Raw genomic sequence first — 14,455 nt, forward strand, 5'->3', positions numbered from 1 at the left:
CTAGAACAATAAGCCAACTTTAATTACAGCTTACTCATCTCTGAAAGCGTAAAACAAACTAGTCAGGGTGGCTAGTTTATGGTATAATGAAAGAGACTCAAAAAGAAACAGGAGAAATATGATGGATTTACTTTTAGCAATTGTATTGATTGTGCTAGCTTTTCTAGGAGGAGCTCTTGGGGGAATGTACTTGGTTCGTAAGCAAATTGAAAAAGAATTCGCTGACAACCCACGTTTGAATGCTGAAGCAGTTCGTACTCTTTTGAGTGCAAATGGTCAAAAACCAAGCGAAGCCAAGGTACAACAAGTTTACCACCAAATCATCCGCCAACAAAAGGCAGCCCTTGCTAACAATAAGAAGAAAAAATAAATAAGGAAAAGTCTGGGATGAAAGTTCCAGACTTCTCACTATGTTGGCTATGGTTTAGGGATGAGACTTTTTCCTTGCATTCTATTGATATTTGATTATGATTAAGAGAGATAGTTGTTGATGAAGTTGTTCTTCAGTTCTTAAAGACAGGTAATCATAATGAACTATCAATCAGAAAAAAGACTAGAAAGAAGACTGTATGGATAATCGACCAATTGGTTTTTTGGATTCGGGTGTCGGGGGCTTGACTGTTGTGCGTGAGCTTATGCGCCAGCTTCCCCATGAAGAAATCGTCTATATTGGAGATTCGGCGCGGGCGCCCTATGGTCCCCGTCCTGCTGAGCAAATTCGTGAATATACTTGGCAGCTGGTCAACTTTCTCTTGACCAAGGATGTCAAAATGATTGTCATTGCTTGTAACACTGCGACTGCAGTCGTCTGGGAAGAAATCAAGGCTCAACTAGACATTCCTGTTCTAGGTGTGATTTTGCCAGGAGCTTCGGCAGCCATCAAGTCCAGCCAAGGTGGGAAAATCGGAGTGATTGGAACGCCCATGACGGTCCAATCTGACATCTATCGTCAGAAAATCAACGATCTGGATCCGGATTTACAGGTGGAGAGTTTGGCCTGTCCCAAGTTTGCTCCCTTGGTGGAGTCTGGTGCTCTGTCAACCAGTGTCACCAAGAAAGTGGTCTATGAAACCCTGCGTCCCTTGGTTGGAAAGGTGGATAGCCTGATTTTGGGTTGTACCCATTATCCACTCCTTAGACCTATTATTCAAAATGTCATGGGACCCAAGGTTCAGCTCATCGATAGTGGAGCAGAGTGCGTACGGGATATCTCAGTCTTACTTAATTATTTTGAAATCAATCGTGGTCGCGATGCTGGACCACTCCATCACCGTTTTTACACAACAGCCAGCAGCCAAAGTTTTGCACAAATTGGTGAAGAATGGCTGGAAAAAGAGATTCATGTGGAGCATGTAGAATTATGACAAATAAAATTTATGAATATAAGGATGACCAGGACTGGTATGTCGGGTCCTATGGTATTTTTGGTGGCGTCCGGACGTTGACGGATGATGACTTGGATTTTCCTCTATTGGAGTTTGCCCAAAGATTTCGAGATGAGGATCGAGGTTTTCCTGTTTCTGTTACTGTTTTACGCTATGGTTCTCTCTACCGTTTATTGTCTTTTGTGGTAGATATCCTCAACCAAGAAATGGGACGAAATGTGGAAGTCATCCAACGTCAGGGAGCTTTGCTTTTGGTTGAAAATGGGCAACTCTTGCATGTAGAATTGCCTAAAGAAGGTGTTGATGTTCATGACTTCTTTGAGACAAGCAAGGTCAGAGAAACCTTATTGATTGCGACTCGTAACGAAGGCAAGACCAAGGAATTCCGAGCTATATTTGACAAGCTAGGCTACGATGTGGAAAATCTTAATGACTATCCTGACCTACCGGAAGTAGCAGAAACAGGCATGACCTTTGAAGAAAATGCCCGCCTCAAGGCAGAAACTATTTCTCAATTAACGGGCAAGATGGTTCTGGCAGATGACTCAGGTCTCAAAGTCGATGTCCTTGGTGGCTTGCCAGGTGTCTGGTCAGCTCGTTTCGCAGGAGTGGGAGCTACTGACCGTGAAAACAATGCCAAGCTCTTGCACGAATTGGCCATGGTCTTTGAACTCAAGGACCGCTCGGCTCAATTCCATACAACCCTAGTCGTGGCCAGTCCAAACAAGGAAAGCTTGGTTGTTGAAGCAGACTGGCCAGGCTACATTAACTTTGAACCTAAGGGTGAAAATGGCTTCGGCTATGATCCTCTCTTCCTTGTAGGAGAGACAGGCAAGTCATCAGCTGAATTAACCCTTGAAGAAAAAAATAGTCAATCTCACCGTGCCTTAGCCGTTAAGAAACTTTTGGAGGTATTTCCATCATGGTAAAGCAAACCATCATTGTAATGAGCGATTCTCATGGCGATAGCTTGATTGTGGAAGAAATCCGTGATCGCTATGTAGGCAAAGTTGATGCCGTTTTTCATAACGGCGATTCTGAACTGCGTCCTGATTCTCCCCTTTGGGAAGGCATCCGTGTTGTTAAAGGGAACATGGACTTCTACGCCGGCTACCCAGAACGTTTGGTGACTGAGCTTGGTTCGACCAAGATTATCCAAACCCATGGACACCTGTTTGACATCAATTTCAACTTTCAAAAGTTGGACTACTGGGCTCAGGAAGAAAAAGCCGATATCTGCCTCTATGGTCACTTGCATGTGCCAAATGCTTGGATGGAAGGAAAGACTCTTTTTCTAAATCCAGGTTCCATCAGTCAACCACGTGGGACTATCAGAGAATGTCTCTATGCTCGTGTGGAGATTGATGACAGTTATTTTAAAGTGGACTTTTTGACACGAGACCACGAGGTGTATCCGAGCTTGTCCAAGGAGTTTAGCCGATGATTGCCAAGGAGTTTGAGACTTTCTTGTTGGGGCAGGAAGAAACTTTTTTGACCCCTGCTGAAAATCTAGCCGTGTTGATTGATACCCACAATGCGGATCATGCAACCCTCTTGCTTAGTCAGATGACCTATACCCGTGTTCCTGTTGTGACAGATGAAAAACAGTTTGTTGGGACGATTGGGCTCAGAGATATTATGGCTTATCAGATGGAGCATGACTTGAGTCAAGAAATCATGGCAGATACGGATATTGTTCATATGACCAAAACGGATGTAGCGGTTGTTTCGCCTGATTTTACCATTACGGAGGTCTTGCACAAGCTGGTAGATGAGTCCTTCTTGCCTGTTGTAGATGCGTCAGGGATTTTCCAAGGGATCATCACGCGCAAGTCTATCCTCAAGGCAGTGAATGCCCTCTTGCATGACTTTAGTAAGGAATATGAGATTCGATGCAAATGAGAGACAGAATTTCAGATTTTTTAGAGGAAAAGCAGGGCTTGTCTGCCAATTCCAAGCAGTCCTATAAGTATGATCTGGAGCAATTTTTAGACATTGTAGGCGAGCGGATTTCTGATACCAGTCTCAAGATTTACCAAGCCCAACTAGCCAATCTAAAAATCAGCGCCCAGAAGCGAAAGATTTCGGCCTGTAACCAATTTCTCTACTTTCTCTATCAAAAAGGAGAAGTGGATAGTTTTTACCGCTTGGAATTAGCTAAACAAGCTGAAAAGAAGACCGAAAAGCCAGAACTGTTAAACCTAGCCTCTTTTTGGCAGGAAAGCGACTATCCAGAGGGTCGCTTGCTAGCGCTCTTAATCCTAGAAATGGGGCTCTTGCCGAGTGAGATTTTAGCTCTCAAGGTTGAGGATATCAATCTGGATTTTCAAGTGTTGCGAATCAAGAAGGTTTCCCAACAGAGGATTGTCACCATTCCTACAACCTTGCTTTCAGAGTTGGAACCCTTGATGGGCCAGACCTACCTCTTTGAAAGGGGAGGGAAAGTCTATTCCCGTCAGTGGGCCTTCCGTCAGCTAGAGTCTTTTGTCAAGGAGAAAGGTTTTCCAGCCTTATCGGCCCAAGCCTTGCGGGAACAGTTCATTCTACGACAAATAGAAAACAAGGTCGATTTGTACGAAATTGCAAAAAAATTAGGATTAAAAACAGTCCTGACCTTAGAAAAATATAGATAATGGATATTAAACTAAAAGATTTTGAAGGGCCCCTGGACTTGCTCTTGCATCTGGTTTCTAAGTATCAGATGGATATCTATGATGTGCCCATTACGGAAGTCATCGAACAGTATCTAGCCTATGTCTCAACCCTGCAGGCTATGCGTCTGGAAGTGACGGGGGAGTACATGGTTATGGCCAGTCAGCTTATGCTAATCAAGAGCCGTAAACTCCTTCCAAAGGTAGCGGAAGTGACAGACTTGGAGGATGATCTGGAGCAGGATCTTCTTTCCCAAATCGAAGAATACCGCAAGTTCAAGCTCTTGGGAGAGCACTTGGAAGCCAAGCACCAAGAACGGGCCCAGCACTATTCCAAAGCGCCGACAGAGTTGATTTACGAAGATGCGGAGCTTGTTCATGACAAGACGACCATTGACCTCTTTTTGGCTTTTTCAAATATCCTAGCCAAGAAAAAAGAGGAGTTTGCACAGAATCACACGACTATCTTGCGGGATGAGTATAAGATTGAGGATATGATGGTCATCGTAAAAGAGTCCTTGACTGGACGAGATCAATTGCGCTTGCAGGATTTGTTTAAGGAAGCCCAGAATCTCCAAGAGGTCATTACTCTCTTTTTGGCAACCCTAGAGTTAATCAAAACCCAGGAGTTGATCCTCGTGCAAGAGGAGAGTTTCGGAGATATTTATCTCATGGAAAAGAAGGAAGAAAGTCAAGTGGCCCAAAGCTAGACTTGATAGAGAGGAAAGATGAGTACTTTAGCAAAAATAGAAGCGCTCTTGTTTGTAGCGGGTGAAGATGGGATTAGAGTCCGCCAGTTAGCTGAACTCCTCTCTCTGCCACCGACAGGCATCCAACAGAGTTTAGAAAAATTAGCACAGAAGTATGAAAAGGACCCAGATTCCAGTTTGGCTCTGATTGAGACAGGGGGAGCTTATAGATTGGTGACCAAGCCTCAGTTTTCAGAGATTTTGAAGGAATATTCCAAGGCGCCTATCAACCAGAGCTTGTCTCGGGCTGCCCTTGAGACCTTGTCCATCATTGCCTACAAACAACCCATCACACGGATAGAAATTGATGCTATCCGTGGGGTCAACTCGAGTGGGGCCTTGGCAAAGTTGCAGGCCTTTGACTTGATACGAGAAGACGGAAAAAAAGAAGTGTTGGGGCGCCCCAACCTCTATGTGACTACGGATTATTTCCTAGATTACATGGGGATAAACCATTTAGAAGAATTACCAGTGATTGATGAGCTTGAGATTCAAGCCCAAGAAAGCCAATTATTTGGTGAAAGGATAGAAGAAGATGAGAATCAATAAGTATATTGCCCACGCAGGTGTGGCCAGTAGGAGAAAAGCAGAAGAGCTGATCAAGCAAGGCTTGGTGACGGTTAACGGCCAAGTGGTACGTGAACTAGCAACGACTATCAAGTCAGGCGACAAGGTCGAAGTTGAAGGTCAACCTATCTACAACGAAGAAAAGGTCTATTATCTGCTTAACAAACCACGCGGTGTCATTTCCAGTGTGACAGATGACAAGGGGCGTAAGACGGTTGTCGACCTCTTGCCCAACGTGAAGGAGCGCATCTACCCTGTAGGTCGTTTGGACTGGGATACATCAGGTGTTTTGATTTTGACCAATGATGGGGATTTTACGGATGAGATGATTCACCCCCGTAATGAGATTGATAAGGTTTATGTTGCGCGTGTTAAAGGTGTGGCCAATAAGGACAATCTCCGCCCCTTGACCCGTGGACTTGAGATTGATGGTAAGAAAACCAAGCCAGCTGTTTATGAAATTCTCAAAGTGGATCTAGTTAAAAACCGCTCTGTGGTGCAGTTGACCATCCATGAAGGGCGTAACCATCAGGTTAAAAAGATGTTTGAAGCTGTCGGTCTTCAAGTAGACAAGTTGTCACGGACCCGTTTTGGACATCTAGACTTGACAGGACTCCGTCCAGGAGAATCCCGTCGTCTTAATAAAAAAGAAATCAGCCAACTACACACCATGGCTGTAACCAAGAAATAATGAAACGAATTTTAATAGCGCCTGTGCGCTTTTACCAACGTTTTATCTCCCCAGCCTTTCCACCCTCTTGTCGCTTTGAGCCTACCTGTTCAAACTATATGATTCAGGCTATTGAAAAACATGGCTTCAAGGGTGTCTTGATGGGCTTGGCTCGGATTTTACGTTGCCACCCCTGGTCGAAAACAGGTAAGGACCCCGTCCCAGACCACTTTTCCCTTAAACGGAATCATAAATAAAACGAATTACAATGGTGATTCGTTTTTTCACAAGTAGTTTTATCTGGAATGATGATTCCCGCTATCCTTCTCCTATAAAAAGTGGTAAAATGGATGAAAGAAAGAAGGAACTGAAATGACAACATTATTTTCAAAAATCAAAGAAGTAACAGAACTTGCTGCGATCTCAGGTCATGAAGCACCTGTCCGTGCTTATCTTCGTGAAAAGTTGACACCGCACGTGGATGAAGTGGTGACAGATGGCTTGGGTGGTATTTTTGGTATCAAGCATTCAGAAGCTGCGGATGCACCGCGCGTCTTGGTCGCTTCTCATATGGATGAAGTTGGTTTTATGGTCAGCGAAATTAAGCCAGACGGTACCTTTCGTGTTGTAGAAATCGGTGGCTGGAACCCTATGGTGGTTAGCAGCCAACGTTTCAAACTCTTGACTCGTGACGGTCGTGAAATTCCTGTGATTTCAGGTTCTGTCCCTCCACATTTGACTCGTGGTAAGGGTGGACCAACCATGCCTGCTATTGCAGATATCGTCTTTGATGGTGGTTTTATGGATAAGGCTGAGGCAGAAAGTTTTGGCATCCGTCCTGGCGACACCATCGTACCAGATAGTTCTGCAATCTTGACATTCAATGAAAAAAATATCATTTCAAAAGCTTGGGACAATCGCTATGGGGTTCTCATGGTAAGTGAGCTGGCAGAAGCTTTGTCAGGTCAAAAACTCGGAAATGAACTCTATCTGGGCTCTAACGTCCAAGAAGAGGTTGGTCTTCGTGGTGCTCATACTTCCACAACTAAGTTTGACCCAGAAGTTTTCCTAGCAGTTGACTGCTCACCTGCTGGTGATGTTTATGGCGGTCAAGGCAAGATTGGAGATGGAACCTTGATTCGTTTCTATGACCCAGGTCACTTGCTTCTCCCAGGTATGAAGGATTTCCTTTTGACAACGGCTGAAGAAGCTGGTATCAAGTACCAATACTACTGTGGTAAAGGTGGAACAGACGCTGGCGCAGCTCATCTGAAAAATGGCGGTGTCCCATCTACAACTATCGGTGTCTGCGCTCGTTATATCCACTCTCACCAAACCCTCTACGCTATGGATGACTTCCTAGAAGCGCAAGCTTTCTTGCAGGCCTTGGTGAAGAAATTAGATCGTTCAACAGTTGATTTGATTAAAAATTATTAAACTTAAGGAGGTGGTAGGGATGGTAGAACCAAACCTAGAAAGCCTTGTAAAAGATCTTTACAATCATGCTCGACATGATTTGAGTGAAGATTTAGTTGCTGCTCTCCTAGAGACTGCTAAAAAACTGCCTACTACAAATGAGCAATTGCTGGCAGTTCGTCTCTCAGGTCTGGTCAATCGTGAATTGCTCCTAAATCCCAAACATCCGGCACCTGAGTTGCTCAACTTGGCTCGCTTTATCAAAAGAGAAGAAGCCAAGTACAGGGGAACTGCAGCTTCTGCGCTTATGTATGGGGAGCTCTTTAAAATGCTTTGATTCCATTGTGAATCAAAGCATTTTTCTATATATTAGAAAAGCAATTCTTGGTTAGGAAAAGAAAAAAGCCATCCCATTTAGGATAGCTTCTTGGATCTTAGATTTGTTCAGCGATGACCTTTTCAGCAAGGTTCATGGCGTGGTCAGATACACGAGTATAGTGGGAAATGATGTCGATAAAGTTGACCCCAGCTTGTGTTGAACACTCGCCCTTGTTGAGGCGTTTGATGTGGGTCTTTCTGAGAACACGTTCCATATTGTTGATTTCTTTATGGCGTTCAATCAGACTTTGAGCTTTTTCAATATCATTGTTTTCTACACTATCAAGGGCATCCTTGATAAAGCCAGTGGTTTTTTGATAGATATCAGCTAGTTCTTGCAAAGCAGCTTCAGAGAACTCAACATTTTTACGTTGAAGATAGTCGGTCAGATTGATTAGGGCTTCTGCGTGGTCCCCAATCCGTTCCAAATCACGGGATGAATCCAGAATGTTGGTGAGCACTTCACTTTCTTTCTGGCTAAGGGCCTCACTTGAAAGAGTAATCAGGTAACGAGTCAATTTTTCATCAATGGTATTGATGGCTTCTTCTGTCTTGTGGCCTTTTTCAGCAACCTTTTCATTAAGGTCAATGATGTAGTTGTATGAAAGGTCAAAGGCTTTAGAAGCATAATTTCCTAAGTGAAGGAGTTCTTTTTTCGCATTTCCGAGAGCGATTGATGGAGCTTGTTTAATCAAATGCTCATCAAGATAAAGTGGCTCGTACTTGACAACTTCATCTTCACCAGGGATGAGCTTGGTTACAAAGTAGGCCAAGGCTCCGATGAATGGAAATTGTACAATGGTGTTACTTACGTTAAAGGCACCGTGAGAGAAGGCAATGGTCATCTCAGGTGAGAGGTGAAGGAGTGCCTGGAAGTACTCAATCATAGATGTAAATGGGCCTAATAAGATTAAGCAAAGAATAGTCCCTAAAACGTTAAAGGTAACGTGGGTTGCAGCGACGCGTTTTGCAGAGACATTGGCTCCAGCTGCCGCGATGATAACTGTTAGGGTTGTCCCGATATTATCCCCGAAGAGAACCGGTAGAGAACCTTTAAGGTCCAGGAATCCGCCTGCATAGAGACCTTGCAAAATCCCGATTGTCGCAGAAGAAGCTTGGATGAGGACGGTAATCACTGCACCGGCAAAAACTCCCAACACAGGATTTTGTCCCAAGGTTACCATGTATTCCTTGAATTGTGGTAAATCTTTAAGAGGACTCATACCGGCACTGATGAGGTTGAGGGCGTAGAAGATTCCCCCTACACCAAACAGGATGCGCCCGATATTGTTTGCTGTTCTATTTTTGGTAAAGAAGAGGAACATGGTTCCAAGGAAAATCAGGGGTAAAGCATACTCACCAAGCTTGAAACCGATGATAAAGGAAGTAACGGTGGTTCCGATGTTGGCTCCCATGATAATTCCGATAGCCTGTCTAAGAGTGAGAAGACTAGCGCTGACCAGTCCAACCGTGATAACTGTAACCCCTGTACTTGACTGAATCAGGGCAGTCACGACAATCCCGACTAGAACACCTAAAAAGGGATTGCTAGTGTACTTGTCAATGTAAAAACGAAGGCGATCTCCAGCAGCTTGTTGCAAACCGTCTCCCATGGTCTTGATACTATATAAGAATAGTCCCAGACCACCTAAAAAGTGAAATAAAATTTCCTGCCAATTAATGGACATTTCTTTTTCCTCCGAAAAATAATAACGGAATTTCTCCTATTCTATTTTAAAGGATAAAAGTAAATCTAACAAGTGTTAAGCTAAGATTTTAGAAAGAAAATTCGTTAGAATGGACCTTGATTATATTAATTTTACCAATTTCTAACCTAGATATAGGTATTTCCTTTTATATATTGACATTTAAAAGAAATATTTTAAAATGAGGGAGGAATTATCTTGGTCCCTGTGATTGGGATAAAAAATTTATAAAGAAAGTTAAGCGCTTTCTTTTGCACAACAAAATCAATCTTTTAGGAGGAGAAAATGAAGAATCCATTTTTTGAAAGATGTTGTCGTTACAGTATTCGTAAGTTATCAGTAGGAGCCTGCTCGCTGATGATTGGTGCTGTTTTATTTGCTGGTCCAGCCTTGGCTGAAGAAACTGCAGTTCCTGAAAATAGCGGAGCCAATACAGAGCTTGTTTCAGGAGAGAGTGAGCATCCAACTAATGAAGTTGACAAGCAGCATGAAGGAGAACATGCTAGAGAAAATAAGCCAGAAAAGGCAGAAGGAGTAGCGACAGCATCTGAAACTGCTTCGCCAGCAAGCAATGAAGCTGCAACTACTGAAACCGCAGAGGCAGCTAGCGCAGCTAAACCAGAGGAAAAAGCAAGTGAGGTGGCTGCAGAAACACCATCTGCAGAAGTAAAACCTAAGTCTGACAAGGAAACAGAAGCAAAGCCCGAAGGAACTAGCCAAGGGGATGAGTCTAAGCCAGCAGCAGAAGCTAATAAGACTGAAAAAGAAGTCCAGCCAGATGTCCCTAAAAATACAGAAAAAACATTAAAACCAAAGGAAATCAAATTTAATTCTTGGGAGGATTTGTTGAAATGGGAACCGGGTGCGCGTGAGGATGATCCCATCAATCGTTCTTCTGTTGAACTTGCTAAGCGCCATAGAGGCCAGTTGGTGAACGAAAAAGCAAGTAGAAGAGCCAAGGTTCAGGCGCTAGCAAATACCAACTCAAAGGCTAAAGACCACGCTTCTGTTGGTGGAGAAGAATTCAAGGCCTACGCCTTTGACTACTGGCAATACTTGGATTCAATGGTCTTCTGGGAAGGTCTCGTTCCAACTCCAGATGTCATTGATGCAGGACATCGTAACGGAGTTCCTGTATATGGTACACTCTTCTTCAACTGGTCTAATAGTATTGCAGATCAAGAGAAATTTGTTGCTGCTTTGAAACAAGATGAGGATGGAACCTTCCCTATTGCACGAAAACTTGTCGACCTTGCTAAGTACTATGGCTTTGATGGGTATTTTATCAACCAAGAAACAACGGGTGACTTAGTAACGCCACTTGGTGAAAAAATGCGTCAATTCATGCTCTATACAAAAGAATATGCGGCAAAAGTCAACCATCCAATCAAGTATGCTTGGTACGATGCCATGACCTATAAATATGGTCGTTACCACGAAGATGGTCTAGGTGATTACAACTACCAGTTCATGCAAAAAGAAGGTGACAAGGTCCCTGCGGATCAATTCTTTGCCAATTTCAACTGGAATAAGGAAAAGAATGACCACTCTGTAGAAATGGCAAAATGGCTGGAACGTAGTCAATATGATGTCTTTGCAGGATTGGAATTGCAACAAGGTGGTTCTTATAAGACAAAAGTTAAATGGGATGCCCTCTTAGATGAAAAAGGCAAGTTACGTTTGTCACTTGGACTCTTTGCACCAGATACAATTACCAGTCTAGGAAAAACAGGTGAAGATTACCATAAAAACGAAGATATCTTCTTCACAGGTTACCAAGGAGATCCGACAGCTCAAAAACCAGCGGACAAAGAGTGGTATGGGATTGCTAATTTAGTTGCAGACCGCACACCAGCAGTAGGCCGGACCTTCACTACCTCCTTTAATACAGGCCATGGTAGAAAGTGGTTTGTAGACGGAAAGGTTTCTAAGGATTCTGAGTGGAACTACCGTTCTGTTTCAGGTGTCTTGCCAACATGGCGCTGGTGGCAGACTTCAACAGGGGAAAAACTTCGTGCAGAATATGATTTTACAGATGCCTACAATGGCGGAAATTCCCTTAAATTCTCAGGTAATGTAGCTGGTAAGACGGACCAGGATGTGAATTTGTATTCTACTAAGTTAGAAGTAACTGAGAAAACCAAACTTCGTGTTGCCCACAAGGGAGGAAAAGGCTCGAAAGTTTATATGGCCTTCTCTACAACTCCAGACTACAAATTCGATGATGCAGATGCATGGAAAGAGCTAACCCTTTCTGACAACTGGACAAATGAAGAATTTGATCTCAGCTCACTAGCAGGTAAAACCATCTATGCAGTCAAACTCTTCTTCGAGCATGAAGGAGCTGTAAAAGATTATCAGTTTAACCTAGGTCAATTAACAATTTCAGACAATCACCAAGCACCACAAGCGCCTACAGGACTTTCTGTGGTGAAACAATCTCTTAAAAATGCCCAAGAAGCTGAAGCAGTGGTCCAGTTTGCGGGTAATCAAGATGCCGATTTCTATGAAGTCTACGAAAAAGATGGGGATAACTGGCGTTTGTTGACAGGTTCATCTGCTTCAACCATCTACTTGCCAAAAGTTAGCCGCTCTGCTAATGCGACTGGTACGACGCAAGAATTGAAAGTTGTTGCAGTTGGTAAAAATGGCCTTCGTTCAGAAGCTGCGACGACATCCTTTAACTGGGGCATGACTGTTCAGGATACGACTCTCCCAAGACCTTTGGCTGAAAATATTGTTCCAGGGGCAACGGTTATCGGTAGCACTTTCCCGAATACCGAAGGTGGAGAAGGTATTGAAGGTATGTTGAACGGTACCATTACCAGTCTTTCAGACAAGTGGTCTTCAGGACAATTGAGCGGTAGTGTCGATATTCGTTTGACTCAACCACGTCGTGTTGTCAGATGGGTGATGGATCATGCGGGAGCTGGTGGTGAGTCTGTTAACGATGGTCTGATGAACACCAAGGATTTTGATCTTTATTACAAGGATACAGATGGCGAGTGGAAACTAGCTAAGGAAGTCCGTGGTAATAAAGCGCACGTTACGGATATCACTCTTGACAAACCAATTACTGCCCAAGACTGGCGTTTGCATGTCATTACATCTGATAACGGAACACCTTGGAAGGCCATTCGTATCTACAACTGGAAGATGTACGAAGCCTTGGACACAGAAAGTCAAAATATTCCAATGGCTAAGGTAGCTGCTCGTTCACTTGGAAACCACCAAGTTCAACTAGGCTTCTCTGATGTTCTGGCAGGCGCAACCATCACCGTTTACGACAAGGCTGATTCACAAACACCAATTGCAACCTTAAAGACTGAAACTGGTGGTGACTTGGCAACAACTCCATTGGGCTTTGATAAGCAACCAACTCTCCTATACTATCGTACCCAACTACCTGGCAAAGAAATCAGTAACACCTTGGCAGTAGCGATTCCACAGGATGAGAGAAAAATTGCTGCAGTTAGCCTTGAAAAAGGACCTAAAAAGATAGTTTATAAAGAAGGAGAAAAACTGGACCTCAGAGGCGGAACACTCCGTGTTCAATACGAAGGGGGACAAGCCGACGAGCTGATTAACCTTACTCACTCAGGTGTGACGGTATCTGGATACGACGCTCATCAAAAAGGGGAACAAAACCTAACACTGCAATACCTTGGTTTACCAGTGTCAGGTGATCTTAAAGTCCAAGTGACAGGACAGGATGAAGGAAAACCAAAAGAAGTAGCGGGCTTGTATATTACTAAGAAACCAAAAATAGACTATCTAGTAGGAGATCAACTGGATCTCTCTGAAGGTCGCTTTGGTGTTCTCTATGATGACGAGACAGAAGAGACTCACAGCTTTACTGATGAAGGTGTTGAAATCAAGGGCTACGATGCTCAGAAGACTGGACGCCAGACCTTGACCCTGCATTACAAGGGGCACACGGCTGAGTTTGATGTCTTGGTTTCTCCAAAGGCTGCAGTTAATGATGAATACCTTAAACAAGAAATCACTGCTGCCCAAGGCCGTCAGTCAACCCTTGCCTATACCTTCTCAAGTGAGGACAAACAAGCTGTACTAGTAGAGAAACTCAATACAGCTAAAGCTGTTGCAGAAAACCATGATGCCAGTCAAGAAGAAGTCAACCGGGCTTTGAATGAGTTGAAACAAGCAGGGACAGACTTGGATGGAAATCAACGTTATCAGACAGCTAGAGAAGAATTGGAAGGTTTGCTCGAATCTATCCGTGAAAAAGATCCTAAAGTTGAGTTGATTGAACAAGCAGAAACTTTGTTGGCTTCAGAGATGCCAACTCCACAAGCTTTTGCGGACATGAAAGAAAAGCTGAATAAGAAACTAGCTCCTGCAGAAGAAAGTCATCATGTTGGTAGCATGGATCCAAGTGAAGTAGCCCCAACAGTTGAGGTCCTCCCTGAATTAGTTGTTGAAACTGAAACAACAGCCTATGAGCGTCAAGAGCGACCAAATGCGAACCTTCTTAAAGGTCAACGTCAACTTGTCCAAAAAGGAGAAGAAGGGCAGATTCGTCGTCTAGTAGAAGTAGATGCTCAAGGCAATCGTATCCTTCGTACAACAGAGATTCTCAAGGAAGCTGTTCCAGAGATTACCGAAGTAGGTACAAAAGTTCTGTCAAGTAACCAACCAGCAGAAGGAGTAAAAGACTTAGTTTTAGAAATTCCGAAACTAGAAATTGAAGAGGATACAGTGGTCTTCGAACGTCAAGAGCGACCAAATGTGAACCTTCTTAAAGGTCAACGTCAACTTGTCCAAAAAGGAGAAGAAGGGCAAATTCGTCGTCTAGTAGAAGTAGATGTCCAAGGTAAACGCACCCTTCGTTCAACTGAAATTCTCAAGGAAGCTGTTCCAGAGATTACCGAAGTAGGTACAAAAGTTCTATCAAGCAATCAACCAGCAGAAG

At 43.6% G+C, this 14,455-nt stretch carries 14 protein-coding genes; 13 read left to right on the forward strand and 1 reads right to left on the reverse strand.

Going from position 1 to position 14,455, the window contains the following annotated elements; all coding sequences use genetic code 11:
- The first annotated feature begins 121 nt into the window (after positions 1–121).
- The 12 genes from ADH52_RS05245 (at position 122) to ADH52_RS05300 (ending at position 7,775) form a co-directional block, all read left to right on the forward strand.
- Positions 122–370 (forward strand): YneF family protein, encoded by a 249-nt coding sequence (locus ADH52_RS05245; protein ID WP_000364990.1) that lies wholly within the window; start codon positions 122–124, stop codon positions 368–370.
- Between the two features lie 199 nt (positions 371–569).
- The gene (gene racE / locus ADH52_RS05250; RefSeq protein ID WP_033684754.1) at positions 570–1,364 is read left to right on the forward strand and encodes a glutamate racemase; all 795 of its coding nucleotides are present in this window, start codon (positions 570–572) and stop codon (positions 1,362–1,364) included.
- Positions 1,361–2,314: a nucleoside-triphosphate diphosphatase gene (locus ADH52_RS05255; protein ID WP_049510481.1), complete on the forward strand. Its 954-nt coding sequence runs from the start codon at positions 1,361–1,363 to the stop codon at positions 2,312–2,314. Before racE ends, ADH52_RS05255 begins: the two co-directional genes overlap by 4 nt.
- Positions 2,308–2,829, forward strand: coding sequence for a metallophosphoesterase (locus ADH52_RS05260; protein ID WP_049510482.1), 522 nt, complete (start codon positions 2,308–2,310; stop codon positions 2,827–2,829). The genes ADH52_RS05255 and ADH52_RS05260 overlap by 7 nt, the downstream gene beginning before the upstream one ends.
- On the forward strand, positions 2,826–3,287 hold the full coding sequence (gene cbpB / locus ADH52_RS05265; protein ID WP_000560716.1) for a cyclic-di-AMP-binding protein CbpB: 462 nt from the start codon (positions 2,826–2,828) through the stop codon (positions 3,285–3,287). The genes ADH52_RS05260 and cbpB overlap by 4 nt, the downstream gene beginning before the upstream one ends.
- Positions 3,284–4,018, forward strand: coding sequence for a site-specific tyrosine recombinase XerD (xerD, locus tag ADH52_RS05270; RefSeq protein ID WP_342585560.1), 735 nt, complete (start codon positions 3,284–3,286; stop codon positions 4,016–4,018). Before cbpB ends, xerD begins: the two co-directional genes overlap by 4 nt.
- Complete coding sequence (locus ADH52_RS05275) at positions 4,018–4,746, forward strand: segregation/condensation protein A (protein WP_049510484.1); 729 nt, start codon at positions 4,018–4,020, stop codon at positions 4,744–4,746. Before xerD ends, ADH52_RS05275 begins: the two co-directional genes overlap by 1 nt.
- Before the next feature lie 18 nt (positions 4,747–4,764).
- Entirely contained in the window at positions 4,765–5,334 is a 570-nt protein-coding gene (scpB, locus tag ADH52_RS05280) for an SMC-Scp complex subunit ScpB (RefSeq protein ID WP_020903100.1), read from the forward strand.
- A complete protein-coding gene (locus ADH52_RS05285) occupies positions 5,321–6,043 on the forward strand; it encodes a pseudouridine synthase (protein ID WP_049510485.1) in 723 nt (240 codons plus the stop codon). Before scpB ends, ADH52_RS05285 begins: the two co-directional genes overlap by 14 nt.
- Complete coding sequence (gene yidD / locus ADH52_RS05290; protein WP_049510486.1) at positions 6,043–6,279, forward strand: membrane protein insertion efficiency factor YidD; 237 nt, start codon at positions 6,043–6,045, stop codon at positions 6,277–6,279. Before ADH52_RS05285 ends, yidD begins: the two co-directional genes overlap by 1 nt.
- 115 nt (positions 6,280–6,394) lie before the next feature.
- Positions 6,395–7,459, forward strand: a complete 1,065-nt coding sequence (gene pepA / locus ADH52_RS05295; RefSeq protein WP_049510487.1) for a glutamyl aminopeptidase — start codon at positions 6,395–6,397, stop codon at positions 7,457–7,459.
- A gap of 19 nt (positions 7,460–7,478) precedes the next feature.
- Positions 7,479–7,775: a bacteriocin immunity protein gene (locus ADH52_RS05300; RefSeq protein ID WP_004260989.1), complete on the forward strand. Its 297-nt coding sequence runs from the start codon at positions 7,479–7,481 to the stop codon at positions 7,773–7,775.
- A 97-nt stretch (positions 7,776–7,872) separates the two neighbouring features.
- On the opposite strand, the gene ADH52_RS05305 is transcribed toward ADH52_RS05300, so the two are convergent.
- Positions 7,873–9,504, reverse strand: coding sequence for a Na/Pi cotransporter family protein (locus ADH52_RS05305; RefSeq protein WP_004260992.1), 1,632 nt, complete (start codon positions 9,502–9,504; stop codon positions 7,873–7,875).
- A 303-nt stretch (positions 9,505–9,807) separates the two neighbouring features.
- Between ADH52_RS05305 and ADH52_RS05310 the strand changes: the two genes are divergently transcribed.
- A partial coding sequence (locus tag ADH52_RS05310) for an endo-beta-N-acetylglucosaminidase (protein WP_049510488.1) occupies positions 9,808–14,455 on the forward strand: 4,648 nt, incomplete at its 3' end.

Origin of the sequence: Streptococcus pseudopneumoniae (assembly GCF_001072665.1) — a bacterium.
GTDB classification, from domain to species: domain Bacteria; phylum Bacillota; class Bacilli; order Lactobacillales; family Streptococcaceae; genus Streptococcus; species Streptococcus pseudopneumoniae_S.